The organism is Streptococcus sp. 2022WUSS135 (genome assembly GCF_044427045.1).
Lineage (GTDB): Bacteria > Bacillota > Bacilli > Lactobacillales > Streptococcaceae > Streptococcus > Streptococcus hashimotonensis.
Genome location: NZ_JAOTGL010000017.1, coordinates 1 through 24,122, shown reverse-complemented (window position 1 = coordinate 24,122; position 24,122 = coordinate 1). Strand labels below are relative to the sequence as shown.

Sequence of the window (24,122 nt, the reverse complement as noted above, 5' to 3'; positions counted from 1 at the left end):
AGGAAAAAGAAATGGAAGCTCAAAGCCTTGTCAGCCACCAGCATAGCTGGTGGTTTTCTTGTTTTTCTCTACGAGAAAAACTGGCTCGAAGCCATAAAAAAGATTGAAGAAAATTGTCCAAAATGGACTTTTTCTTCAATCCGAAGCGGGTAAACCGCTTTTTTGTTTAATAATCCAAGGCATCAGAATGACCAGCACCATTACCGACAAAGTAACCTGTCTTACAATTTATAGAGAACAAGTAGGTCCCATCTGGTTTAAACATATTGTAGTAGCCATTGCCGTTGATAATATTGACTTTTTCCAAGATATATTGATTGCCTGTTATATACCCACGCTGTTGCGAGATCGTCACAATATTTTCAAGAATACCTGGATTGAAATTCCATGCTTCATTGTTTACATCATCAATCATTGCTTGATTATAAGGAACACGACTGCGGTCACGTTGCAAGACGACACCAGCTGGCACGGCAATACCAAAGTCGGTTGTTGAGCCTGAAACCGTTGTTGAAGCGACTTCTGTTGTCGCTGGTACACCAGTAGATACATTTTCATCAGCACCTTGGTTGCTTGTGACTGCAGCCTCACTTGCTACCGTAGCCGAAGCGACTTCCTGTTGCGAACGACCAAAATTCACGACTGATGCTAATAGACTGTCAACCGCACTAATCCCTGTCGTTATCGCAGAAAGAGATTCTCCTGATTTAACCGTCGCCGTTGTATCAATTTCACCATTAACAACGACTTCTTTATCAAACTGACCATTAATGGCCTGAATGGCTGCAATGGCTTTTTCAAGATGATCATACTGTTCTTTAGCTTTGGTATAACTGTCCGAATTCTTATCCAATTTTTCCAACAGCACTTTCAGTTCTGCTAATTTACCAAATTCTGAATTTTTTAGCTTGGTCAAACTACTATCCGTAAAGAAACTATTATAGAGCTGTTCAAAAGCGGTCACATTCGCATCTGTCGAACTTGATGCTGTCGATGACGTCTGGCTTGTACTTGTTGAACTTGAAGAAGTCGCAGTATTCGATTTGTTAACCGAATTCATCCAAACCAGCGCCGTTGCCATTACACCAATCATTGAAAGCCCTACTGCTGACCAGAAGTAAAATTTCTTTTTCTGGTCCCTATCTGCGCCCTCACTATGGTCCAATTCTTCGGCTTCATCTTCTTCCAATTCTAAACTAGAATCATCTGCCACTGAAGATAACCCCTCCATTGCTACAGTACTTGCAATCACTGTTTCTTCCAAGGTTTCCATCGGAGTTACCGAAAGTTCTTCTACAACAGGAGCAATCTCCTCACTAACTTCCGTAAGAGAAGACTCATTTGCTTCTACCTCTTCCGCGCTTTCATGTCCTTGATTTTTTTCCTCATCAGCCACCTCAACTAAAGGAAGATGATTGATTTTGGTTTCAAATTTTTGAGATTCAATTTCTGCGCGATGTTGCTTGATATAACGATCCAAGAGACCATCATCTTCTGTCACACCCGCTTCAATTTCCTTATGTTTTTTGACTGCTTCTTCGATTGTTAAATCTTTCGCCACTTCAAAATCTAAAACTTTCTCCTCATCCAAAGGAAGATGATGACTATTTTTTTCTCCCACGATGTCCTCCTATCCTTGCACTTCTTGCACTTGACGTTTCACTCGTTGACCAAAAAATTGATAAAGATCCACTTTTAGGGTACCATTATACAGTTTGCGTTTCTTATCCGCTTGCTGTCCAAAACGGGTTTCAAACAACTCATCACTAGTTAGAATAAACTTAGACCATGTTTTGAGTGGTTCAAAAGTCTCCCCCATTTCTCGATACAGAGTAACAATGGCTTCATCATCCAACAAACGTTCTCCGTAAGGTGGATTAGAAATAATGACACCATTAATTTTATCTGTACGCAAGTCTTGCACGCGCATTTGCTTGAAAACAATATCCTGCTCAACTCCTGCCGCAAATGCATTCTTCTTCGCAATTTCAATCATACGAGCATCAATATCTGATCCAGCAATATCTAATACCAAATCTGCCTTGATAGAAGCTTGTGCTTCTTTGCGTAATGCAGCCACCAATTGATCCTCAACCCACGGCCATTCCTCAAATGCAAAACTTCTCTTCAAACCCGGGGCTATATTTTTGGCCAACATAGCTGCCTCAATACAGAAAGTTCCCGATCCGCAAGTAGGGTCAATAAGCGGTTTATCTGGATACCAATTCGATAATTGCAAAATAGCAGCTGCCATATTTTCTTTGATTGGGGCGCCACCTTTTTCCACCCGATAACCACGTTTGAACAAACTAGAACCTGTCGTATCAATCATGACTGTCGCCACATCTTTCAAAATCGACACTTCAATTTTAAACTCTGCCCCCACCTCTTGCAAGGGAACCCCTTCGGGACGAGAGAAGTGTTTCTGCAGTTTCTTAACAACTGCTTTCTTAGAAATAGCCTGCACACTTGGTTCATTATGCAATTTCGATTTGACACATTTGGCCTTGGAAATAGGGAACTTGCAGCCTAGAGGCAAGTAATTTTCCCAGTCCAAGTTAAAAACTCCTTGGAACAACTCTTCAAAAGTCTTTGCTGGAAATTGTCCAACAATGATTTTAATTCTATCTGCTGAACGCAACCAGATATTGGTTTCGATAATGGATTTTACATCTCCTTGGAATCGAACACGGCCATTTTCCACTTGACATTCATAGCCAAGATTACGAATTTCTCGACCCACAACCGCTTCCAGACCTGCTGCTGCCGTTGCAATCAACTCAAATTGTTTTTTCATTTTTTTCCTCTACAATAAAAGCTAGCAGAGCTAGCTACCTATTTTATGCAATTTTCTGTAAGCCATGTTTTGTTCCGGTGGTACTAGGTTCTACCACCTTCGATAACCATCTGTCTACTGTCTAAACAGTCAGGATTTCTGTTCATTTCCATCCATCCCATGCCCCGACCAAAGTTTGGGTTGCTAGCTTGAGGGGTTTACCGCGTTCCATTTTTTACGTTTCCATAAAAACTTCGTCACTGTGGCACTTTCAGATCTACTCTGGCATATCAAAAGACTTAGCCATTTTAACCGCCGTAACGCCCAAGGGCGTCCCTAGGCTTATTGATTCGCCTAGCACAAACACTACTGGCATCTCAGCCAGTGCTAGCATGGACTTTCCTCATGGTAGAAAACTACCACGCGATTATCCAAAAATTGCACCTTAATTATCTTAGAAGTTGTATCTACAAAGCAAGCCACTTTAAATCAAGGAATATCTCTGACACAAATACATAATATATTTGTGCACAAGAAAATAACTGCGAATAAAGTGTCAGTTTAGGTGTACAATTTTCTATTCTTGATCCTGAACGATTTGTTTTCCAAATACTTCTTTCTCCAGACGATTCAGACGGCGGAGAATATCAAAGTTTGTCGCTGAAGATGGACGTTCTGTACGCAATACGTCGTTTGATTCTTCAGTAGGAAGAGTTGTTTTGGGAGAATTTGCTGCCTGCGCTTTCAATCGAGCAATTTCGCCTTTTAATTCCTTGATAATCGCTTCATAAGCATCGTAGTCTTTCATAATATCATCAAGAAAATCGTTCACTTCATCTTGATCATAGCCACGAAAACCAATTTTAAAATCTTGCTCGAAAATATCTTTTGTCGTAAATTTAATACTTGCCATCTCTCTCTCCCTAATCTAAAACGTCACTACTCCTATTATATTAAAAAAAATAGGGAAAAATCAAGTCAAATCACTCAGAATTTGAAAAATTTTCAGCCTCCTCATTCAATTCTTCAAAGGTAAGCGTTTTTCTATTATATCCTTCTTTCTTTAAGACCATGTGATATAAATATTTCAAATTGGTTTCATTTTCAGAATCGTAAAACAAATAACAACCTGTCGTATTATCCAGTAGAAACTGGTTATAATCTCTAAATTGCCCTGGGTTTTCATAGCGTGGATAGGCATACTTTACAAAATCAACCTGCTTAAACCGTGCTAACTTTGCTTGGTTAGCCTCATTCCACTGTTCGCCATGATTTTCAAATGGAAATATTGTTGCAATACTCAGTTGATACCCCTCGGCTCGTAAATCTTCTAAGACTTCTAAGGCCCAGTATTCAAAGCCCAATTGACCTGTCAGTATAAACCAACTAACACCCTCTTCTAAAAAACGAATAAAATTCCTACGAATTGCAGATCTAATAATGTGCAGTCGAGGATCTTTTTCTGAAAAAATTCCCAGGTCTGTATGTCTATAACCTGTTATCAAAAGGCTCTTAGTATCCATTTCTTGTACTCTTTTCGCTAATTATGGTATAATATGCTGATATTATTTTATCAAGAAGGAGTTCTATGGTCAATTATCCTCATAAGGTGTCCAAAAAAATCAATAGAACCAGTCCTATTTCATCCCAGCGAGTAAACTTTGCTAATCGCGGAATGTCTTTTGAGGCCGCTATCAACGATAGCAATCAATATTACCTTGCGCACGATATTGCTGTCATTCACAAGAAGCCAACTCCCGTGCAAATTGTAAAAGTTGATTACCCCAAACGGAGCCGTGCTAAGATTGTCGAGGCATACTTTCGACAGGCATCTACCACAGACTACTCTGGTGTTTTTAAAAGACATTATATTGATTTTGAAGCGAAAGAGACACGCCAAAAAGCATCCATGCCTATGAAAAATTTTCATGCGCATCAGATTGAACACATGAAACAGGTTGTAAAACAAGGTGGCATTTGTTTTGTCCTTCTTCACTTTTCAACATTAAAAGAAACCTATCTCTTGCCAGCCACTCATTTGATCGAATTTTATCAAGTAGACATGGGTAGTAAGTCGATGCCTCTGACCTTTATTCGACAATACGGCTTTGAGATTCAAATGGGACGTTTCCCCAGCATCCCATATCTGGAAATCGTTGAAAAAAATCTATTAGGTGGTGAATCTTTTGAAAACTACAACAATTAAAAAAGCTCTTCTAATCACTGCAAATATTTTACTTGCGGGGGCTATCATTGCCTGCCTGGCCGGAGCTGCATTGGTTGTTTACTACATCCAAAGCGCTCCAGAATTGACAGAAGAATCTTTGACAGCAACTGTGTCAAGTAAAATTTATGATAAGAACGGAAATCTTATTGCAGATTTAGGAGCAGAAAAACGTTCGAGTGCCAAGACTGAAGAAATTCCAACAGACTTGGTAAATGCGATTGTCGCAATCGAAGACCAACGCTTCTTCAATCATAGAGGGGTTGACGTTATTCGTATTGCAGGTTCCCTGATTAATAACCTGAGTGGGGGACATTTGCAGGGTGGCTCGACACTTGACCAGCAGTTTATCAAGCTGACTTATTTCTCGACATCCGTAGAAGATCAAAATCTAAAACGGAAAATTCAAGAGGCTTGGCTGGCTACTCAATTGGAACGTCGCAATACCAAACAAGAGATTTTGACCTACTACATTAACAAGGTGTATATGTCAAATGGTAATTACGGTATGAAGACTGCTGCTCTTGCTTTTTATGGAAAAGAGTTAAAAGATTTGACTCTTCCTCAATTAGCTCTTTTAGCAGGAATGCCCCAAGCGCCAAACCAATATGATCCTTATACCAATCCAGAAGATGCAAAAGCACGTCGCGATTTGGTATTGGCTGAGATGCTGGAAGAAAAGTACATTGATAATACCCAGTATGAACAAGCTGTTCTAACACCTGTAACAGATGGTTTACAACCACTATCTAATGCAGCTGCTTATCCTGCTTATATGGACAACTATCTGAAACAAGTCGTTGAAGAAGTTGAAGCAAAAACAGGTTACAACTTGCTGACAACAGGGATGGATGTCTATACGAACGTCGATCCTGCCGCCCAGCAGCAACTTTGGAATATCTACAATACAGATATGTATGTCAGCTATCCAGATGATTTATTACAGGTAGCTTCAACGGTTGTGGATGTTTCTAATGGTAAAGTCGTTGCGCAATTAGGTGGTCGTAAACAGGAAACAAATGTCTCATTTGGTACCAACCAAGCCGTTGAAACCAACCGCGACTTCGGTTCTACAATGAAGCCAATCACAGACTATGCTCCTGCTTTTGAAAACGGCATTTATACATCTACAGCAGATTTAATCTTAGACGGTCCTTATAACTATCCTGGTACACCAACTCCTGTCAATAACTGGGATAAACAATACTATGGTAATATCTCTGTTAAGACTGCTATTCAGTATTCTCGAAATGTTACAGCCGTTAAAGCATTGGAAGCTACAGGCTTAGAAAATGCCTTGAAATTTTTGAATAGCGTTGGTATCAATTATCCAGATATTCATTACTCTAATGCTATTTCAAGTAATACATCCGATACTAGCAGTAAGTATGGAGCAAGTAGTGAAAAAATGGCTGCTGCCTACGCTGCTTTTGCCAATGGTGGTACTTACTACGCTCCACAGTATGTCAATAAAATTGTCTTTAGTGATGGAACAGTAACAGAATATGCTCCTAAAGGGACCAAAGTCATGTCTGCCGAAACAGCCTACATGATGACCGATATGATGAAGGCTGTCATGTCTTACGGTTATGGATTAAACGCTTCTGTTAGTGGAGTTCCTATGGCCGGTAAAACAGGTACATCAAACTATACCGATAGCGAAACGGATACTATTCTAGCTTCAATTCCAGAAGCAAATTATAGCTACATGGTCGTTCCTGATGAAAACTTCGTTGGATATTCTAGTCAGTACGCAATGGCTGTTTGGACCGGATATACCAATCGTATGACTCCTATCCTTGATAACAGCATGCGAATTGCGACGGATGTCTACCACAATATGATGCTCTTTATGCATTCGGACTATACAGCTACCGATTGGGAGATGCCAAGCGGACTCGTACGTTACGGTTCCAACTACTATCTCAGAGGTAGTCGCTCACTCTCCAATGCTTATAACACGTACACTAGCTCTAGTACAAGTTCTTCAAGTTCGACTGAAACTAGTGAAACAACCGAAGCGACGACAACATCAAGCGAAACATCATCTGGAACTGCAACCGAGACTGCAACTTCTTCAACTGAAACTGCAACAACAGGAAACAATCCCGCAACGGGACAGACAGATGGTCAATAAGAAAATTCCCAGACTCTTCTGGGTTTTTCTTTTGCTTAAATTATGATAAGATAAGATTATGAAACCTGAAGTATTTTATAAAACCTTGGCAGACCAAGGTATTCAATTAACTGACCAACAAAAACACCAATTTCATCGCTATTTCCAATTATTGGTGGAATGGAATGAGAAAATCAATCTGACAGCTATTACCGAAGAAAGCGAAGTCTATCTGAAGCATTTCTACGATTCTAGCGCTCCAATCCTGCAAGGCCATATTCAGAACGAACCTCTTCGGCTTTTAGATATTGGAGCTGGAGCTGGATTTCCTAGCCTACCTATGAAGATTATCTTTCCGCAACTAGATGTTACCATCATTGATTCTCTTAATAAACGAATTAACTTTTTACATTTGCTTGCCGAAGAACTAGAGCTCGAAGATGTTCATTTCTATCATGGCCGTGCAGAAGACTTTGCACAAGATAAGAGCTTCCGTGCACAATTTGACCTTGTCACAGCACGCGCAGTTGCCCGCATGCAGATTCTTTCTGAATTGACTATCCCTTATTTGAAGCTCAACGGAAAATTAATCGCACTCAAGGCGTCCAGCGCAGAAGATGAATTGACCCAGGCAAAAAACGCACTCAATCTCCTCTTCGCAAAAGTCATCGAAAACCACGACTATACTCTTCCAAATGGCGACCCTCGAACACTAACTATCGTCGAAAAGAAAAAGGAAACTCCAAATAAGTTTCCACGCAAAGCTGGTATGCCAAATAAAAGACCCCTTTAAACATAAGAAAAGCGAGTTTCACTAAGAAACCCGCTCTTTTATTATCCAATTTTGGTAATATTGGTTGCTTGAAGACCACGTTGGCCTTGCTCCACTTCAAATGTCACTTTTTGACCATCTTCCAAAGATTTAAAACCATTAGACTGAATTTCAGAAAAGTGTGCAAATACATCTGGACCGTTTTCTTGAGCAATAAAACCAAATCCCTTTTCTGCATTAAACCATTTAACTGTACCTTGTACCATTTGTGTTACCTCTTTTTATTTATTTGTAAAATTTATCAAGAGGAAAAACAAAAGATGAAACTGATACTTAAACTCTAAACTTATTTACACTCCCTACTGTAACAGTATATTTCCTATATGTCAACGATAAAGGGTTGATCGGCCCAATAAACTCAATAATCATCGCCACGGATTATAGAATCGACCCTGATTAACAAAAAATAGATAGATTGTCACGACTACTAGAGCAAGAATAAATAGCAAGACTGCGTAATCTATTCTCTGTAGAGGCTGTTGGGTATACCATGTTCTTTTTTTATTCTTTCCAAAACGCCGCAATTCCATAGCCGTTGAAATCGTATCAATCCTCTCCATGGAGCTGAAAATCAGAGGAATGACAAGGGATAGATTCCCTTTTATACGCTCCATCAATTTTCCTTTCCTGGACAATTCCAAACCACGCGCTTCTTGAGACATTCGAATCGTATAAAACTCTTCTTGAATATCTGGAATATACCTCATGGTCAAACTGACTGCGTAAGCAACTTTGTAGGATACCCCAATTTGATTCAAGCTGGAAGCAAACTGGCTAGGATGAGTTGTCATGAGAAAGATAATCGCTAAAGGAACTGTACAAAAATACTTCAAGAGAAGATTTACCAGATAAAATGCTTGCTGACTCGTCAAGGAATAAACTCCCAGACCTGATAGCAAGGGAGTATCTGCTCCGTAAAGTTCCACTCCATACCGTGGTGCAAACAAGTGAACCATCAGGGCATTCATTGCAGCAAAAATGATCGTCAGAATTAAAACAAGAGAGATTTCTTTATAACGAATCCCTGACATTTTGAACAAGGCTAGAGAAAATACTGCGATAAAAAGAACCAAGCGGGTATCGTAAGTAATCATAGCAAGAATGGAAACTATGAGAAAAAAGAGTAATTTACTGACAGCCGATAAACTATGAATAAAGCCAGTTCCTGGATGGTAACCAATTAGTTTTTGTCGACTCATCTTCCTCTCCTTTCTTCCTGCATATAAAACGTAGTTAATTCTAAGGGATTAACTCCCAACCTCTCCGCCAAGTGAAAAATTGATGTTTCTTTTAAATTGGCTCGCTCAATCACCGTATCATCAGATAAAATTTCTGCTGGACTGGCATCTTCAATAATCTGCCCATCCACCACAACAACAGCTCTATCTGAATAATCTAGCATGAGTTGCATGTCATGGGTAATCATGACAACGGTGTGCCCTTGAGCATTTAATTGATCCAAAAACTCCATCATTTCCCGATAATGTCGTTGATCTTGTCCTGCTGTTGGCTCATCTAGCAAAATAATTTCTGGATTGAGAACCAAGATAGATGCTATCGTTACCCGTTTTTTCTGCCCATACGAAAGTGCCGAAATCGGCCAATTACGAAACGGATACAGGCCACATACTTTCAAAATATGGTGAACTCGGTGTTTGATTTCTTCTTCTGTCACCCCTCGCATGCGCAAACCAAGGGCAACCTCATCAAAGATCATCGTTTGGCTAATCATTTGGTTGGGATTCTGAAGAACATAACCAATCCGTTCTGCTCGCTCTTTAACAGAATCTTCTTTGATTGACTGTCCCTTCCAGAGAATCTCACCCTCACCCTGAATAAAACCACAAAGCACCTTGGCTAAAGTAGATTTCCCAGCACCATTTTTTCCAACAATAGCTAGACGTTCCCCCTTATGAATCGTCAGTTGAATGTCTGTAAGAACTTGTTTGTTAGGATAGGAAAAATGAAGATGCTTGACTTCTAACAAAGCCTCTTTCTCTCCATTTTCAAAGTGTAGAGTCGGTAGGGACGCTATATTCAAAGCCTCAATATCAATTTCCCAAACTGAGGAGAGGTGTTCTGCCTGCGCAATCGGATATCCTAAGGCGCGAAGAGTCGATAGATATAAGGGTTCACGGATGCCGTTTTCCTGTAACAATGAGGTACGTAATAAATCATCAGGTCCTCCATTGAACAAAATCCGACCGTCATTAATCAATACAACTCGGTCCACCTGACGATACAGTACATCCTCTAAACGGTGTTCGATAATAATGGTTGTGGCCCCTTCTTGCTTGTGCAGACGGTCAATCAAATCAATCGTATCTTGGCCCGATTTGGGATCTAAATTAGCAAGTGGCTCATCAAACAACAAAATAGGACTCTCATCAATAAGAACCCCGCCCAGACTGACTCGTTGCTTTTGACCTCCAGATAAATCTTGTGGTCGATGTGCCAGCAAATCGGTCAAAGACAGTCTTTCTGCCCAATCCCCTACTTTTTGCTTCATCACCCCCTGGCTTTCCATGTCGTTTTCCAAGGCAAATGCTAGGTCCTCGGCAACTGATAAGCCAATGAATTGACCATCTGTATCTTGAAGAACCGTTGATACGAGCAAGGACTTATCATAAACTGAAAGATTAAAAGCTTCCTGACCATCCAATAGTAAACTTCCGCTATGTTCTCCCTTGTAAATATTGGGAATAATACCATTAAGACATTGTCCAATCGTCGACTTTCCTGAACCAGATGGGCCAATAATCAGAACTTTCTCTCCCTGATAAATCGTTAACTGAATATCTTTTAAAGTGGGTTCCTGTTGCGCTTGGTATCTAAATGTAAAATCTTTAAACTCAATGATTTTTTTCATAGGACTATTATAGCGTAAATTGACTCTGAAAAAAAGGAAGAATCATCAGTTTCTCCCTTTTCAAATACCTTCATCCATGATTCTAGAGCAGATGAATTCTACCTTCTTACCTCACAATCACATTAAAATGATGCCCATCAAGGCCCGTAAAACTTGCTCCATAAAAGCCGTGGCATCTGTCGAGCGATCTGTAATTGGTCCACCATTTACTTCAACACGCTCGATAAGTCTATCCACTTCTTCCCTACTCGCCACATTAAGCGAAATCAAGACTTCATCTCCTTCTCTTTTCTAATTGATAGGCTTCGTATAGAATGGACTGAAAAAATATAAAGAATTCTGATTGCACAAAAAAATTGCACTGACTTTTCAATGCAATTTTGGTATTACTAAGCATTTGCTGGAGTCAGAGTCTCCCCAATCGCTTCCAAGCGTTCTGCCCATTCTTGACGAGTCAATCCGTTTTCAGAAATGTAACGGTTGCGCTCATGAGCACGGCATTCAGCTGAACAGCCGCGAACATACTTGTGCTCATTCTCTTCTGATGTCAAAATACGACGGTTACAGAATGGATTGCCACAGTTGACATAGCGCTCACATGGTGTGCCATCGAACCAGTCCTTACCAACGACAACTGGGTTAACATGGTTAACATCGACCGCGATACGCTCGTCAAAGACATACATCTTACCATCCCACAATTCGCCACGAACTTCTGGGTCTTTACCATAGGTTGCGATACCACCGTGGAGCTGGCCGACATCCTTGTAGCCTTCACGAACCATCCAGCCTGAGAATTTCTCACAGCGAACACCACCAGTACAGTAAACAACTACGCGCTTGTCCATGAATTTCTCTTTGTTATCACGGACCCATTGTGGCAATTCACGGAAGTTGCGGATGTCTGGGCGGATGGCACCACGGAAATGCCCAAGGTCGTACTCGTAGTCATTACGTGTATCCAAAACAACTGTATCTTCGTCCAAGAGAGCTTCTTTGAACTCTTTTGGTGACAAGTAGGCACCTGTTGTTACAAGTGGGTCAATATCATTGTCAAAGTCGTTGTCTTCCAAACCAAGGTGAACAATTTCTTTTTTATAACGAACAAACATTTTCTTGAAAGCTTGCTCATTTTCTTCATCAATCTTAAACCACAAATCGCTGAACAATGGGTTTGCATGAACGTAGTCCATGTACTTTTGAGTTGTTTCATAGTCACCAGAAACAGTACCGTTGATTCCCTCATCAGCAATCAAAATACGTCCTTTGAGTCCGATAGACTTACAGAAAGCTAGATGCTCAGCAGCATAGGCTTCCGCATTTTCAATTGGGACATATTTATAATAAAGTAATACACGAATGTCTTTTGACATGATTTCTCCTTCTCAATCTTTGCAATAGATGATAAAACTCTGTCATTTCTAATAAATGATACCTTACGATTATATCGTTTAGCCCCTCAAAAGACAAAAATCTGAACTGAAAATTTAGAACCTCTATTCGCAGGTTCAGTGCTTATATGTAAAAAATACGGTAACATGGATGACATGCTACCGCATTTATTGAAGGTTCGCTATAACTTCTTAGTCGTCTAATTCTATTTTCAGCTGTCGGAGTTTTTCCAAGGTATCATGTCCGATAAGTTGGTCCACTTTTCGCTTATGGCGTCTAGCAATATTTTCCTTCCATTTATCTTCAATAGGATTATGTGGCTTCTCGATTTTCCTTTGCTCTTTGATTTCTCTTGCCTCCTGCCACTCCACTCCTTTAATAACTTCTTCCCAATAGCTGGCAATAGCAGAGCAGAGATAGAGTTGGACCTTATTCAACCAGTGTCCAAAAAAAGTTTGCGGAGCACTTTCCTCCACTAGCCGATAGGTCCTTTGGATTTCAATAAGTTGACTTTGATATTTTTCCCACTGGAGCATAGCTTTACTCGGCTTTTTTCGATAAAGTTGACGCTGTTTGATTAGAGCTATATACGGTGCAACAAAACGACTCGTCCGTATCTTGATAAAATTTCTGGAGGAGCGAACGGCCACCAGCATGCCTGAGGCCAATAGGCGTTCAACCTCCCTTGCCTGATGATCTGGAAAACGGTAATGGACTTGCCACCCCTCTTCTTCAACCACTAAGCGAATCTGCATCCTACCATTTTGCCAACTCGCCTCCACCTCTTGCTTTTCATCCCATAACTTTTGAAAGAAGAGAAGAAGGTAGTAGCCTTGTTTACTAAGTTCATACCAGCTGTTCGTGTGGTAAAGGTAGGTCCGAATCGCTCCCTTCATATAAAATTCGCCATGGAAATCATAAAAAGTTGGCTGTTTATATGTAGATTGTGATGAGTGGTTACTAACTCGGAAAACCTTATAATAATAACTATTCCAAAGAATGCATCCATAAATTGATTTCGTCGTTTTCGATTGATAAAGACTTAAAACTTCCTCGTCAGGATTGAGTATAGAATGAATAATCGGTCCCAACTTTTCTTCTATCCAGACCATACTTCTCCCCTTGAACACATGTTTTTGTTTGTTTTATATTATTATATCATATATGTATTTTTTTGTATTAAAAAACCCTAGAATTTTTTCTAGGGAAAATAAAAACTTAATCTTTAGACAAGCTACCTGTCTTCGTTTGAGATTTTGCATAAACAGCCAAAAGGAGTGTCCCTGCAATAGCAACCGTAATACTGTTTACAATACCTGCTACAAGTCCCTGTGCAAAGACCTTATTCGCCGCCTCACTGTAGATAAGAATATCTAAAACTGGGGCAATGATTCCCCAAGCAAGCACATTCGCTGCAATCTGAACAAGGTTAAAGAAAAGAATATCTTTCCCTTCAAAAATCCCTTCTTGAATACGCAGACGTTTTTTGGTAAGACCAACAACCAAACCAAAGACCCCTGATGCCAAAATCCATGACCACCATGGACCGTAAGTCAACGAATCCTTAAGCGTGTGCCCAATGAAACCGACCAAGAAGCCAACCACAGGACCAAATACAACTGCCAATAGCGATTGAACAGCGTATTGAAGCTGGATAGAAGTATTTGGGACAAAGGTTGGGATATTGATTAAATGACCAATAACCACAAAGAGGGCTGCGCCGATACCAGTAGCAACGACTGTTTTGATTGAATTATTTTTCATAACTATCTCCTAAAATTTCTTTAATTACTAATACGTTTGATTTCAATATGCCAGTTTTGACCTACACCGACATTATAAGCCTTGGCAAATGAGCCCTGATTAATCGCAACACCTACACGATAGAGGGAATTGATATAAATCAATGGCTGTCCGATACGTACATCCGCAAAGGACTTGCCATAGGTTACTTGGTTTTGATACACAAGCATGTCGTTATTGTATATGGTCACTTCAAAGCGATCTTCAAACTGCGGTTGCAAGGTGTAAAATTCTTCCCTCGTAATCGAGGTCCAAAGCGAGCCGAATCGAACATCTAGAATATCAATTGCGCCTTTTACATAATCTGAACCAACTTCCGTTGGGACTGTTGGAATTTCCACAATCTTATCCACGCTTAATTCTGGACCAACTTCTTCAAAGCTAATGTGTCCAGAAGCCAATTTAGCTCCCGTATAGGCATAAACATCTCGACCATGGAAGGTGTACGAATATTCTGTATTGGCACGGCGATTGGCCACCTCTGAAATTTCTCGAACCGCCTTTATCCCCACATATTTTTTGATGAAGGATAGCGTCCCATTATCTGGCGTTACAATATAGTGATTTTGTTCGGTCAAAGCTACTACACTCTTACGTTTTGAACCAACTCCTGGATCAACAACCGAAACAAATGTTGTCCCCTCCGGCCAGTATTCGACCGTTTGAAAGAGGCGATAAGAACCTTCAAAGATATTGTACGGAGTAATATCATGAGTTAGATGGTGAACAACTAAATCTCTCGATTCTTGGAGAGCAACACCAATCATCGCTGAAACTGCACCATCAACTAAACCAAAATCTGATTGTAAAACAAGTAAATTATTTGACATACATTCTCCTAATCTTATTACCGTTCTATGATAACAGAAAACCCGTGACCATTCAAATAGATATTTCCAAAGCCTGGCTATAGTTTTTCCTTATACCTCATCTGTCAAGCACTCTACTATCAGCCACCGAAAACTCCGCAAATTTTCCCATCGTACCTTCTTCGAACTTAAGATAAAATCCTCCACTCTCTAGTTCCAACCAACTATCGTCTTTGAGCAATTCGATACAAAGAAAACTGCCTACCGGCAGTTCCAATCTCCAACCTTCTAATAAAAATGACTGTCTCCCGGACAGTCATTTTTATTAGAAGCCATCTACATTCGTGTAGATTTTTTGGACGTCTTCGTCGTCTTCGAGGGCGTCGTAGAGTTTTTCAAATGTTGCGAGGTCATCGCCTTCAAGTGATACTTCTGATTGCGGGATCATTTCAAGTTCAGTGACGTTGAACTCTTGGATTCCTGATTCTTTGAGTGCCACGATGGCCTTGTGCAGATCAGTTGGGGCTGTGTAGACAGTGATTGTGCCGTCTTCTGCTTCTACATCATCGACTTCGACATCTGCTTCAAGGAGCAATTCGAAGATGGCATCTGCATCATCACCTGCAAATACAACCACACCTTTTTTATCAAACATGAATGATACGGAACCAGATGCACCCATGTTTCCACCGTTTTTACCAAAGGCAGAGCGAACATTGGCTGCGGTACGGTTTACGTTTGATGTCAAAGTATCAACGATAATCATAGAACCATTTGGTCCAAAGCCTTCGTAACGACCTTCCACGAAGGTTTCGTCTGTATTTCCTTTTGCCTTGTCAATGGCTTTATCAATGATGTGTTTTGGAACCTGCGCTTGCTTAGCACGGTCGATAACAAATTTCAGCGCTGAGTTTGTTTCTGGATCTGGGTCACCCTTTTTCGCTGCTACATAGATTTCAACACCAAATTTGGCGTAAACTTTTGAGTTAGCACCGTCTTTTGCGGTTTTCTTGGCTACAATATTGGCCCATTTACGTCCCATGGGGAACCTCCTACATTTTATAAAATCGCTTTATTATACCATAAATGGAAAGGATTGAGAAGATTTTTAAAGGTAAAAGACAAGCTCTGATGAACTTGTCTTTTACTTTTTACAACTCAACTGTCGCAACTTGGCTATCTTGACTGACCTGTCCAAGATTTTCAAGGCTGACAGATTTGATTTCTGCTGTGTTTGTGAAGGCAACGACGATGGTTGTTTCGCGTCCTGCTGAGTGAATAGCTTCAAGGTCTGCAACAAGGAGCAAGTCACCTGCTTCCACACGTTGGCCATCTGTTACCTTAGCTGAGAATGGAGCACCGTTTAGCGCAACCGTATCTAGGCCGACGTGCACCAAGACTTCTACACCCTTGTCAGACAAAATACCAACAGCGTGTTTGGTTGGGAAGACACTAGTTACAATACCTGAAACTGGTGCGTAGACATTGCCGGAGCTAGGCTCAACTGCATAACCGTCACCCATCATTTTTTGTGAGAAGACTGGGTCTTTTACTTCTGTAATGGCAATAGCTTGCCCTTCAGCGACAGAGTAAACTGTCTCCGTCACACCTTTGAACTGAGTCTCAGGAGCAACTTCTTCTGTCGCAACAATTTCCGTACGAGGAATAGCTACGCCAGATTCTAGCAAGTCTTGAATGTCTGATTTGAGAACATCTGCTTTTGGTCCATAGACTGCTTGAACACCTGAGTCTTTGATAATCAAGCCCATAGCACCAGCCTGTTTCCAAGCATTTTCATCTCCAACCTGTGCCACATCTTTAACACTAACTCGAAGGCGAGTCATACAAGCATCCACATCTGCGATATTATCACGACCACCAAGCAAGTTGATGATTTGAACTACTTGTGAATTGGCATCCGCAGTATCTACGTTTGAGTTTGAAACCACATCCGTTGTTTCTGTATCATAGTTACCATTGCGTCCAGCTGTTGCTAGGTTGAATTTCTTAATCATAAAGTTGGCAATGAAGTACATACCAACCGCAAAGAGGGCTGTTACCCAGATAAAGTTAATAACATCCATACCGATACCAGCTTTAATCGCCATCGGTGTACGTGTAAGGAATTCGATATTACCAAATGAGTGCATACGCAAGTTGACAACGTCAGCCATGGCAAAAGCCGCACCTTGTACAAAAGCATAAACGACATAGAGTGGCATTGCTGCAAACATGAACATAAACTCAATTGGTTCTGTTACACCTGTCAAGAAGACGGCAAGTGCTGAAGAAATAAACATACCTTTGTACTTATGTTTTTTATCTTCATCCACATTGCGGTACATAGCGTAAGTCAATCCCATCAAAATCCCTGATGAACCAATCATTTGACCAACTTTGAAACGGGCTGGAGTAATGTTTGCAAGAAGGTCATTGTACTGAGCCATATCACCAGCGTCTTTGAGGTTGATCAAGTCTGTAATCCAAGCCAACCAGAGCGGATCTTGTCCAAATACTTGTGTACCTGCTTGTGCACCTGTTAAGATCTCATAGGTACCACCAAGTGAAGTATAGTTCATTGGAATGGTCAACATGTGGTGCAAACCAAATGGAAGAAGCAAACGTTCCAAGGTACCATAAACAAAAGGTGCAAGAATTGGTGCTGTATCCTGTGAGCTTGCAATCCATTTACCAAAGCTGTTGATTCCTGTTTGAACAACCGGCCAAAAGATAGCTAATCCTAGCGCTACAAGAACTGAGCGATAGATAACCACAAATGGTACGAAGCGTTTACCGTTAAAGAAGGTCAAAACATCAGGTAATTTGCGGTAATTGTAGTATTTGTTATAGGTTGTTGCCCCTACAAAACCAGCGATGATACCAACGAAGACACCCATGTTCAAAGCAGGTTGACCCAAGATATTGACGAAGTAGCCTGAAACTGGAATCTCTGTTCCAAAAACAGTGGTTACGGTTGCCGCCGCATCTGCAAGCATGTCAGTCGTCACACCAAAGAAGTGGCCAGTAATCAAGTTAATCAAGATAAAAGCAAGACCTGCCGAGAAGGCACCGCCAGCTTTTTCCTTAGCCCAGCTACCACCGATAGCCAAGGCAAAGAGCAAGTGAAGGTTTCCGATAATCCCCCAACCGATTTGGGCAATAATATTCCCAATACGAATCAAGAGTTCTGATTCTGGGCTGATTAACGGAATAGAGTTTCCGATAGAAACCATAAGACCTGCTGCAGGCATAACTGCAATCACGACCATTAAACACTTACCGAATTTTTGCCAAAATTCGAAACTAAGAAATTTTTTCATTTTTTCTCCTTTATTTTTTGGCTCTGTGCCATTTTATACATTAATTTCAACTTCCACACCAAAATGGTCTGAAATAATCGGACGATTCTCTCCATTGAAAATCACTAAGCTGGATAAAACTTCCTTTTTCTGATTTAAGAAAATGTAATCCAATCGTTTTTCCTGACTGTGACCAGCCCAGCCATCGATAGCCTTTTCAACCGTAATCCCCTGGTCTTTTTCCATCGCTAGATTGTATGAATCATAAAGCCCAAGCTCTGTAATCGCTTCGTAGGCCTCTCGATCTGAGAAGGCATCGGTATTAAAATCTCCCATAAGAATCTTAAAACGTCTATTGCCAGTCCGTTCCACAATCGTACGAATGTTATCAAGCTGGTCTTCCTCTTCACTCCCTGGAAGATTGATGTGACAAGAATACAGGTCGATCAACTGGTCTTGATAGAAGACCGTCAAGCCCATAATTTTTCGTGATAGGATGGAATCAACAGATTTATTCTGACTACAATAAAATGGATCCACTTCATAAACTGGCAACTTGGTAAGAAAGGCAATCCCTTCTTCGTACTTATCGTAGCCGATATGTGAGTTGCTCCAATAATATGAATAGTCAAATTGTCCCAAGGCTCTTAATTTTTCTAATAAAATCAAGCCATAATTATCCGCCTTCAAGTCTTTCGCTACCAAATCAGCAGTTATGAGCTGATTGACTTCTTGAAGAGCGATGACATCATAAGCCTTTTCAGCTATTGTTTGGGCTAAAACATCTAGTTTTTCATCCTGCCTTTCTTCTAACCAGGCATGGACATTAATTGTTAGTAATTTCATTGCTCCCCCTCTCTCTGAAAATGCGTAACCGTTTTCTTTTATAGGAATAGTATAACGTAAACGTTTGCATTAGTCAATAGCTTTTCCGTAATATTTTAAACTTTTACGTAAAAGTTGTGTATTCTACTAAATAAAATAGATGTATTGCCCCTTTCTGGCTCTTTTATGATACACTAATGGGTAGAAAGACAGGAAACTATGAGTAAGTATAAAAAAGTTTATCAAGATATTAAGAAAAAAATTGAAGAGCAGGTTTGGTCAACTGGACAGGCCCTACCGACAGAAAATGAATTAATGGAAGTGTATTCCTACTCCAAGGACACCATTCGCAAAGCACTATCTCTTCTTGAAATGGATGGTTATATTCAAAAGAAACAGGGGAAATCTTCTATTGTTATCGAACACGGTCTAATGAAGGACCAGTATCTTTCTGAAATAAAAACAGCGGGCGAATTGAACAAAAAATCACAGCACCAAATTCAGACCCAACTTACTTCGCTTTATATTATTCAAGGCCAAGAAGATTTAATGTCAACTTTCGAAGTTGATGATAAGGTAGATTTCTATCGAGTGAGTCGGGTACGGACAATTGACGGTGAGCGGTTAGAATATGACATTTCCTATTTCGACCGTAGGGTCGTCCCTTATCTTAGCAAAGAAATTGCCGAAAGCTCTATTTACCGCTACTTAGAAGAAGAACTCCATTTAACAATTTCTCATTCCAGACGTGAAATCTCCTTCCGTTTTGCAAACGAAGAAGAAAAACAATTAATGGACTTAGGAGACTATGACATGGTCGTCGTGGTCACTAGTATCACCTATCTTTCAAATGGTCAAGCTTTCCAGTATGGGACCATTAGCTACCGTCCAGACAAAGTTAGCTTTGTCTCAATGGCGAAACGGTAAAAGGAAGCTTTCGATTTTTTCGACCAAGTGTACAAAACTTCTAGAATTTTATAGTTATAAAAAGAATGTCTCCGCTTTTTTGCAGAGACATTCTTTGCATTTATATACTAAGGAGAGCACCAATAATGGTAAAAACTGGTAGTTTTTTATTCTTCAACACATAGGAAGAATTGATCTGATAAGTTTTGGAGTGGTTCAATCAATTTTCCTACTAATTGTTGGAATTCAATTAGTTACTGTGCCAGATGTCTTGGTTGTACTGTTCAATGGTACGGTCAGATGAGAAGAATCCAGCTTTAGCAATGTTGTGAACAACTTTCTTGTTCCATGAATCTTGATCTTCGTAATCTGCAAAGACTTGTTCTTTTACTTCGATGTATTCAGCCAAGTCAATCAAGGTCATGAACCAGTCTTTCGAAATCAATTCATGGTGCAAGCGTGCAAGACGTTCTTCGTTACCAAGCGCCTTCACTTCATCGCTTACTATAAAGTCAACTGCACGTTTGATATTAGCATCGCCATTGTAGTAGTCAGCAGATACATATCCAGCCTTATCGTACAAGTCGATGATGGTATCTGAATCTTTACCAAATGTATAGATGTTGTCCATACCAGCCAACTCAGCAATCTCAACGTTTGCACCGTCCATGGTACCAAGTGTCAATGCACCGTTCAACATGAATTTCATGTTACCAGTACCTGACGCTTCTTTAGAAGCCAATGAGATTTGTTCTGAAATATCTGTCGCAGGGATGAGTTTCTCAGCAACTGTCACATTGTAGTTTTCTACCAAGTGAACATTGAGGTATTTATTTACTTCTGGGTCATTGTTGATCAACTCTGACAAGCAAAGAATCAAATGAATGATGTCTTGTGCAATGATGTAGGCAGGTGCCGCTTTACCACCGAAGATAACAGTGATTTTACGTTTTGGAAGGTTACCATTCTTGATTTCAAGGTATTTATGGATAACATACAAGGCATTCATTTGTTGGCGTTTGTACTCGTGGAAACGTTTGATTTGTGTATCAATAATAGAATTTTCATCCAGCTCGATACCTTTATTGTCTTTAAGGTAACGTTTGAGAGCCAACTTATTGTTGAACTTGATTTCAGCCAACTTAGCATGAACTTCCTTGTCATCAGCAAAGGCAAGCAATTTTTCAAGTTTAGTAGCATCTGTCAAGTATTCATCGCCAATCAATTCTTTGATATAGTCAGCGAGGTCTTGGTTGGCAAATTCCAACCAACGGCGGAAAGTGATACCGTTTGTTTTATTGTTGAATTTTTCTGGGTAAAGCTCGTAGAAAGCTTTCAATTCAGAGTTTTTGAGGATTTCTGTGTGAAGCGCAGCTACACCGTTCACTGAGTTAGAGAAGTGGATATCCATGTGAGCCATGTGTACACGACCTGATTCATCAATGATTTGGACTGCTGGGTCTTTAATTTCTGCACGAATAAGGGCATCCAATTCTTTGATAATATCAACCAAGTGCGGCACCACTTCTTCAAGGAACTCAAGTGGCCATTTTTCAAGCGCTTCCGCTAAGATAGTGTGGTTTGTGTAACCAGTCATATTCTTAACGATGGCAACTGCTTCCGCAAATTCAATACCATGTTTTTCAGTCAAAAGACGGATCAACTCAGGAATCACCATTGATGGGTGAGTATCGTTGATTTGCACATAAGCGTAGTCAGCCAAGTCATGCAAGTTTGAACCGCGCTCAATTGCTTCATCAATCAAAAGTTGAGCAGCATTTGATACCATGAAGTATTGTTGGTAGATACGGAGCAATTCACCATTCTTATCAGAATCATCTGGGTACAAGAAGAGTGTCAAGTTTTCTTTAATATCAGTCTTGTCAAATGAAATACCGTCTGTAATCAAGTCATAGTTTACTGACTCAATATCAAACAAATTGAGGTAGTTCTTAGTCTCTTTTTTATAGCCAAGAATATCAAGACGATCCAATTTTGATTTCAAAGTGAAGTTTTTGAATGGAACATCATAGCTGATAGTTGTTGGAATCAACCAAGAATCATTTTCAATCCAGAAGTTTGGCTCTGCTTCTTGCTCATTTTTCTTAAATACTTGACGGAAAAGACCACAGTGGTAGTTCAGACCAACACCTTCACCGTTGATAGCAAGTGTTGACATCGAATCAACGAAACATGAAGCCAGACGTCCCAAACCACCGTTACCAAGTGATGGTTCTGGTTCAACGTCTTCAACTTGAGCCAATGATTTACCAGCTGCTGCCAATTCTGCTTGAACGTCTTTGTAAACACCCAAGTTGATCAAGTTGTTTGACAAGAGTTTACCGATAAGGAACTCAGCTGAGATATAGTAAACTTTACGTTTTCCTGTGTTTTTTGGTTTTGTAGCTGCAGCTTCTTTTACGTAGTTTAACAATTGAAGATAGATTTCTTCATTTGTCAAATCAGCTAATTTCTTCGAAGTGTTTGTTTCTGCAAATGTTGTAAATTTAGTCATGGTTTTCATTTCCTCGTTGGTATAGTAATGTCATTTTTGTCAAGAAGTCTTTGCGTTCTTGGGTCAAGTCTTCAGCTTTCATGCGCCATTCCCAGTTTCCACCGATAGTTGACGGCATATTCATTCGACTTTCTTCGCCCAAGTCTAGGACATCTTGCATGGTTGCAATAGCTGTATCACTCACTGTTGCAAACAGCATACGGAGCATAGCTTGGCTAACTTTTTCAATCGGCTTACGGTTGCTGTAGGCGTCCACGTATTCTTGTTGTTCTGGATCAAGATTGTTGTACCAGCCGTTGACAACCTCATTATCGTGAGTTCCAGTGTAGGCAACTGAATTTGGAATGCAACGGTGTGGAGCATCGATACTCTTACCTGTTACATCAAAGAAACCAAATTCTAAGATTTTCATGCCAGGATAGCCACAATCTGCAAGCAATTTGCGAGCTTTAGCGTCAATGTTTCCAAGGTCTTCTGCAATGATTGGAAGGTCTCCAAGTGTTTCTTTGACAGCCTTGAAGAGATTGTAGCCAGGACCTGGTTCCCAAGTTCCAACTTTTGCCACCTCTGCCTTACCATCAACTTGCCAGAAGTCTGAGAAACCTTTGAAATGGTCAATCCGAAGGACATCATAAAGTTTGAAACTTTCATGGATACGATAAATCCACCAGTTATAGCCTGTTTTTTCATGTTCTGGCCAATCGTAAATAGGATTTCCCCATAATTGCCCATCTGCCGAGAAGTTATCAGCTGGTACACCTGCTACATAAAGCGGCTTGCGTTCACTGTCTAATTTGAATAGTTGGGGTTTTGTCCACACTTCAACGCTATCAGCAGAAACATAGATTGGCATGTCTCCGATGATTTTGATGTGGTGTTTGTTGGCATATTCTTTCAATTGCTTCCATTGGCTGAAGAAGAAATACTGGGTGACTTTGTAGTAGTCGATTTGATTTGCCAATTCTAAGCGGTACTTATCAAGAGCTTCCTCGTTGCGAGCTACAACTTTTTTATCTTCCCATTCTTGGAGAGCTTTATTACCAAAGTATTCCTTGATAGCCATGAACTCCGCATAATCTGTCAACCAAGATGAGTTAGCCTTTTCAAACTCTAGAAAAGCAGCCTTCTTCTTATCATCTTGTAAAAATGCTTGAACTGCCTTCTCCAAAATTGGTCGGCGAACTTGATAGATAAGAGCATAGTCTACTTTTTCAGGATTATCTCCAAAATTTACATCTTGGAAATCCTCTGTTGCCAACAAGCCATCTTCAACCAAGAGGTCAAAGTCTATCAAGTGTGTATTTCCTGCAATAGCAGAGAAAGACTGGTAAGGAGAATCTCCATAGCTTGTAGTTGTTAGTGGTAAAATCTGCCAGTAGGTTTGCTTGGTTTCCACCAAGAAATCTACAAAATCATAGGCAGACTGTCCAAAAGTACCAATACCAAACTTACCTGGAAGTGAGGTAATATGCATCAAAATTCCACTGGTACGATTTGTCATAAAAACATTTTCCTTTCTGTCGGTTACGAATATAGTTTAACGCAAACGTTTGCACTTGTCAAGGATTTTATGAAAAAAGTTTTAATGTGCTCTAGAAAGCCTATTTTATAGCATTTGTTAGCGAATAACAAAAAAGAAAAGAGGCTGAGCAAAAACTAGCCAGTAAATAAAAAACACAGATAGATTCAAGCTGATTTTGATGAAATCCAGCCGAACTATTTGTGTTTTTCCTTTTGTTTCTATTATCATGGGCTA

Annotated in this window: 21 protein-coding genes and 1 other RNA gene; 4 read left to right on the top strand and 18 right to left on the bottom strand. The window is 40.2% G+C overall.

Translation table 11 applies throughout. The features are described from left to right. Nucleotides 1–166 precede the first annotated feature (166 nt). The 5 genes from ODU45_RS06585 to ODU45_RS06565 form a co-directional block, all read right to left on the bottom strand. Nucleotides 167–1,621 carry a cell division site-positioning protein MapZ family protein gene (locus ODU45_RS06585; RefSeq protein WP_398581002.1) on the bottom strand — a complete coding sequence of 485 codons (1,455 nt, stop codon included), beginning with the start codon at nucleotides 1,619–1,621 and terminating at the stop codon, nucleotides 167–169. A 9-nt stretch (nucleotides 1,622–1,630) separates the two neighbouring features. Beyond that, nucleotides 1,631–2,797: a class I SAM-dependent RNA methyltransferase gene (locus tag ODU45_RS06580; protein WP_277697220.1), complete on the bottom strand. Its 1,167-nt coding sequence runs from the start codon at nucleotides 2,795–2,797 to the stop codon at nucleotides 1,631–1,633. Between the two features lie 53 nt (nucleotides 2,798–2,850). After that, nucleotides 2,851–3,215, bottom strand: an RNA gene (gene rnpB, locus ODU45_RS06575) — RNase P RNA component class B. A gap of 138 nt (nucleotides 3,216–3,353) precedes the next feature. Continuing rightward, the gene (gpsB, locus tag ODU45_RS06570) at nucleotides 3,354–3,689 is read right to left on the bottom strand and encodes a cell division regulator GpsB (RefSeq protein ID WP_004194167.1); all 336 of its coding nucleotides are present in this window, start codon (nucleotides 3,687–3,689) and stop codon (nucleotides 3,354–3,356) included. A gap of 70 nt (nucleotides 3,690–3,759) precedes the next feature. After that, nucleotides 3,760–4,299: a DUF1273 domain-containing protein gene (locus ODU45_RS06565; protein ID WP_105141725.1), complete on the bottom strand. Its 540-nt coding sequence runs from the start codon at nucleotides 4,297–4,299 to the stop codon at nucleotides 3,760–3,762. A gap of 65 nt (nucleotides 4,300–4,364) precedes the next feature. On the opposite strand from ODU45_RS06565, the gene recU reads away from it, so the two are divergent. The 3 genes from recU to rsmG are packed head-to-tail and all read left to right on the top strand — an operon-like array spanning nucleotide 4,365 to nucleotide 7,909. Further along, nucleotides 4,365–4,982, top strand: coding sequence for a Holliday junction resolvase RecU (gene recU / locus ODU45_RS06560; protein ID WP_004194173.1), 618 nt, complete (start codon nucleotides 4,365–4,367; stop codon nucleotides 4,980–4,982). Then, nucleotides 4,963–7,137 carry a penicillin-binding protein PBP1A gene (pbp1a, locus tag ODU45_RS06555; RefSeq protein WP_169051116.1) on the top strand — a complete coding sequence of 725 codons (2,175 nt, stop codon included), beginning with the start codon at nucleotides 4,963–4,965 and terminating at the stop codon, nucleotides 7,135–7,137. Before recU ends, pbp1a begins: the two co-directional genes overlap by 20 nt. Before the next feature lie 58 nt (nucleotides 7,138–7,195). Beyond that, nucleotides 7,196–7,909, top strand: a complete 714-nt coding sequence (rsmG, locus tag ODU45_RS06550) for a 16S rRNA (guanine(527)-N(7))-methyltransferase RsmG (protein WP_136671951.1) — start codon at nucleotides 7,196–7,198, stop codon at nucleotides 7,907–7,909. Nucleotides 7,910–7,950: 41 nt separating this feature from the next. Here the strand turns inward: rsmG and ODU45_RS06545 are convergent, their stop codons facing one another. The 11 genes from ODU45_RS06545 to ODU45_RS06495 form a co-directional block, all read right to left on the bottom strand. Next, a complete protein-coding gene (locus ODU45_RS06545; RefSeq protein WP_004195223.1) occupies nucleotides 7,951–8,154 on the bottom strand; it encodes a cold-shock protein in 204 nt (67 codons plus the stop codon). A 159-nt stretch (nucleotides 8,155–8,313) separates the two neighbouring features. Further along, nucleotides 8,314–9,147, bottom strand: a complete 834-nt coding sequence (locus ODU45_RS06540) for an energy-coupling factor transporter transmembrane protein EcfT (RefSeq protein ID WP_136671963.1) — start codon at nucleotides 9,145–9,147, stop codon at nucleotides 8,314–8,316. Then, complete coding sequence (locus tag ODU45_RS06535; protein ID WP_398581001.1) at nucleotides 9,144–10,817, bottom strand: ABC transporter ATP-binding protein; 1,674 nt, start codon at nucleotides 10,815–10,817, stop codon at nucleotides 9,144–9,146. Before ODU45_RS06535 ends, ODU45_RS06540 begins: the two co-directional genes overlap by 4 nt. A gap of 117 nt (nucleotides 10,818–10,934) precedes the next feature. Continuing rightward, nucleotides 10,935–11,087, bottom strand: coding sequence for a hypothetical protein (locus tag ODU45_RS06530; RefSeq protein WP_398581000.1), 153 nt, complete (start codon nucleotides 11,085–11,087; stop codon nucleotides 10,935–10,937). A gap of 119 nt (nucleotides 11,088–11,206) precedes the next feature. Further along, the gene (locus tag ODU45_RS06525; protein ID WP_023369456.1) at nucleotides 11,207–12,190 is read right to left on the bottom strand and encodes a rhodanese-related sulfurtransferase; all 984 of its coding nucleotides are present in this window, start codon (nucleotides 12,188–12,190) and stop codon (nucleotides 11,207–11,209) included. 210 nt (nucleotides 12,191–12,400) lie between these two features. Next, nucleotides 12,401–13,321 carry a hypothetical protein gene (locus ODU45_RS06520; protein WP_398580999.1) on the bottom strand — a complete coding sequence of 307 codons (921 nt, stop codon included), beginning with the start codon at nucleotides 13,319–13,321 and terminating at the stop codon, nucleotides 12,401–12,403. Between the two features lie 106 nt (nucleotides 13,322–13,427). Further along, nucleotides 13,428–13,973: an ECF-type riboflavin transporter substrate-binding protein gene (locus ODU45_RS06515; protein ID WP_398580998.1), complete on the bottom strand. Its 546-nt coding sequence runs from the start codon at nucleotides 13,971–13,973 to the stop codon at nucleotides 13,428–13,430. Nucleotides 13,974–13,993: 20 nt separating this feature from the next. Then, nucleotides 13,994–14,842, bottom strand: coding sequence for an S-adenosyl-l-methionine hydroxide adenosyltransferase family protein (locus tag ODU45_RS06510; RefSeq protein ID WP_398580997.1), 849 nt, complete (start codon nucleotides 14,840–14,842; stop codon nucleotides 13,994–13,996). 304 nt (nucleotides 14,843–15,146) lie between these two features. Next, a complete protein-coding gene (locus tag ODU45_RS06505) occupies nucleotides 15,147–15,863 on the bottom strand; it encodes a YebC/PmpR family DNA-binding transcriptional regulator (RefSeq protein WP_004194195.1) in 717 nt (238 codons plus the stop codon). A 109-nt stretch (nucleotides 15,864–15,972) separates the two neighbouring features. Then, the gene (locus ODU45_RS06500) at nucleotides 15,973–18,141 is read right to left on the bottom strand and encodes a PTS transporter subunit IIBC (RefSeq protein ID WP_398580996.1); all 2,169 of its coding nucleotides are present in this window, start codon (nucleotides 18,139–18,141) and stop codon (nucleotides 15,973–15,975) included. Nucleotides 18,142–18,174: 33 nt separating this feature from the next. After that, nucleotides 18,175–18,966: an endonuclease/exonuclease/phosphatase family protein gene (locus ODU45_RS06495; RefSeq protein ID WP_398580995.1), complete on the bottom strand. Its 792-nt coding sequence runs from the start codon at nucleotides 18,964–18,966 to the stop codon at nucleotides 18,175–18,177. Nucleotides 18,967–19,164: 198 nt separating this feature from the next. Here ODU45_RS06495 and ODU45_RS06490 point away from each other — a divergent pair, with 198 nt between their 5' ends. Continuing rightward, complete coding sequence (locus tag ODU45_RS06490; protein ID WP_029186820.1) at nucleotides 19,165–19,872, top strand: UTRA domain-containing protein; 708 nt, start codon at nucleotides 19,165–19,167, stop codon at nucleotides 19,870–19,872. A 229-nt stretch (nucleotides 19,873–20,101) separates the two neighbouring features. On the opposite strand, the gene glgP is transcribed toward ODU45_RS06490, so the two are convergent. Beyond that, nucleotides 20,102–22,366: a glycogen/starch/alpha-glucan family phosphorylase gene (gene glgP, locus ODU45_RS06485; RefSeq protein WP_105121089.1), complete on the bottom strand. Its 2,265-nt coding sequence runs from the start codon at nucleotides 22,364–22,366 to the stop codon at nucleotides 20,102–20,104. After that, nucleotides 22,359–23,867, bottom strand: a complete 1,509-nt coding sequence (gene malQ / locus ODU45_RS06480) for a 4-alpha-glucanotransferase (RefSeq protein WP_011922661.1) — start codon at nucleotides 23,865–23,867, stop codon at nucleotides 22,359–22,361. Before malQ ends, glgP begins: the two co-directional genes overlap by 8 nt. Nucleotides 23,868–24,122: the final 255 nt, after the last annotated feature.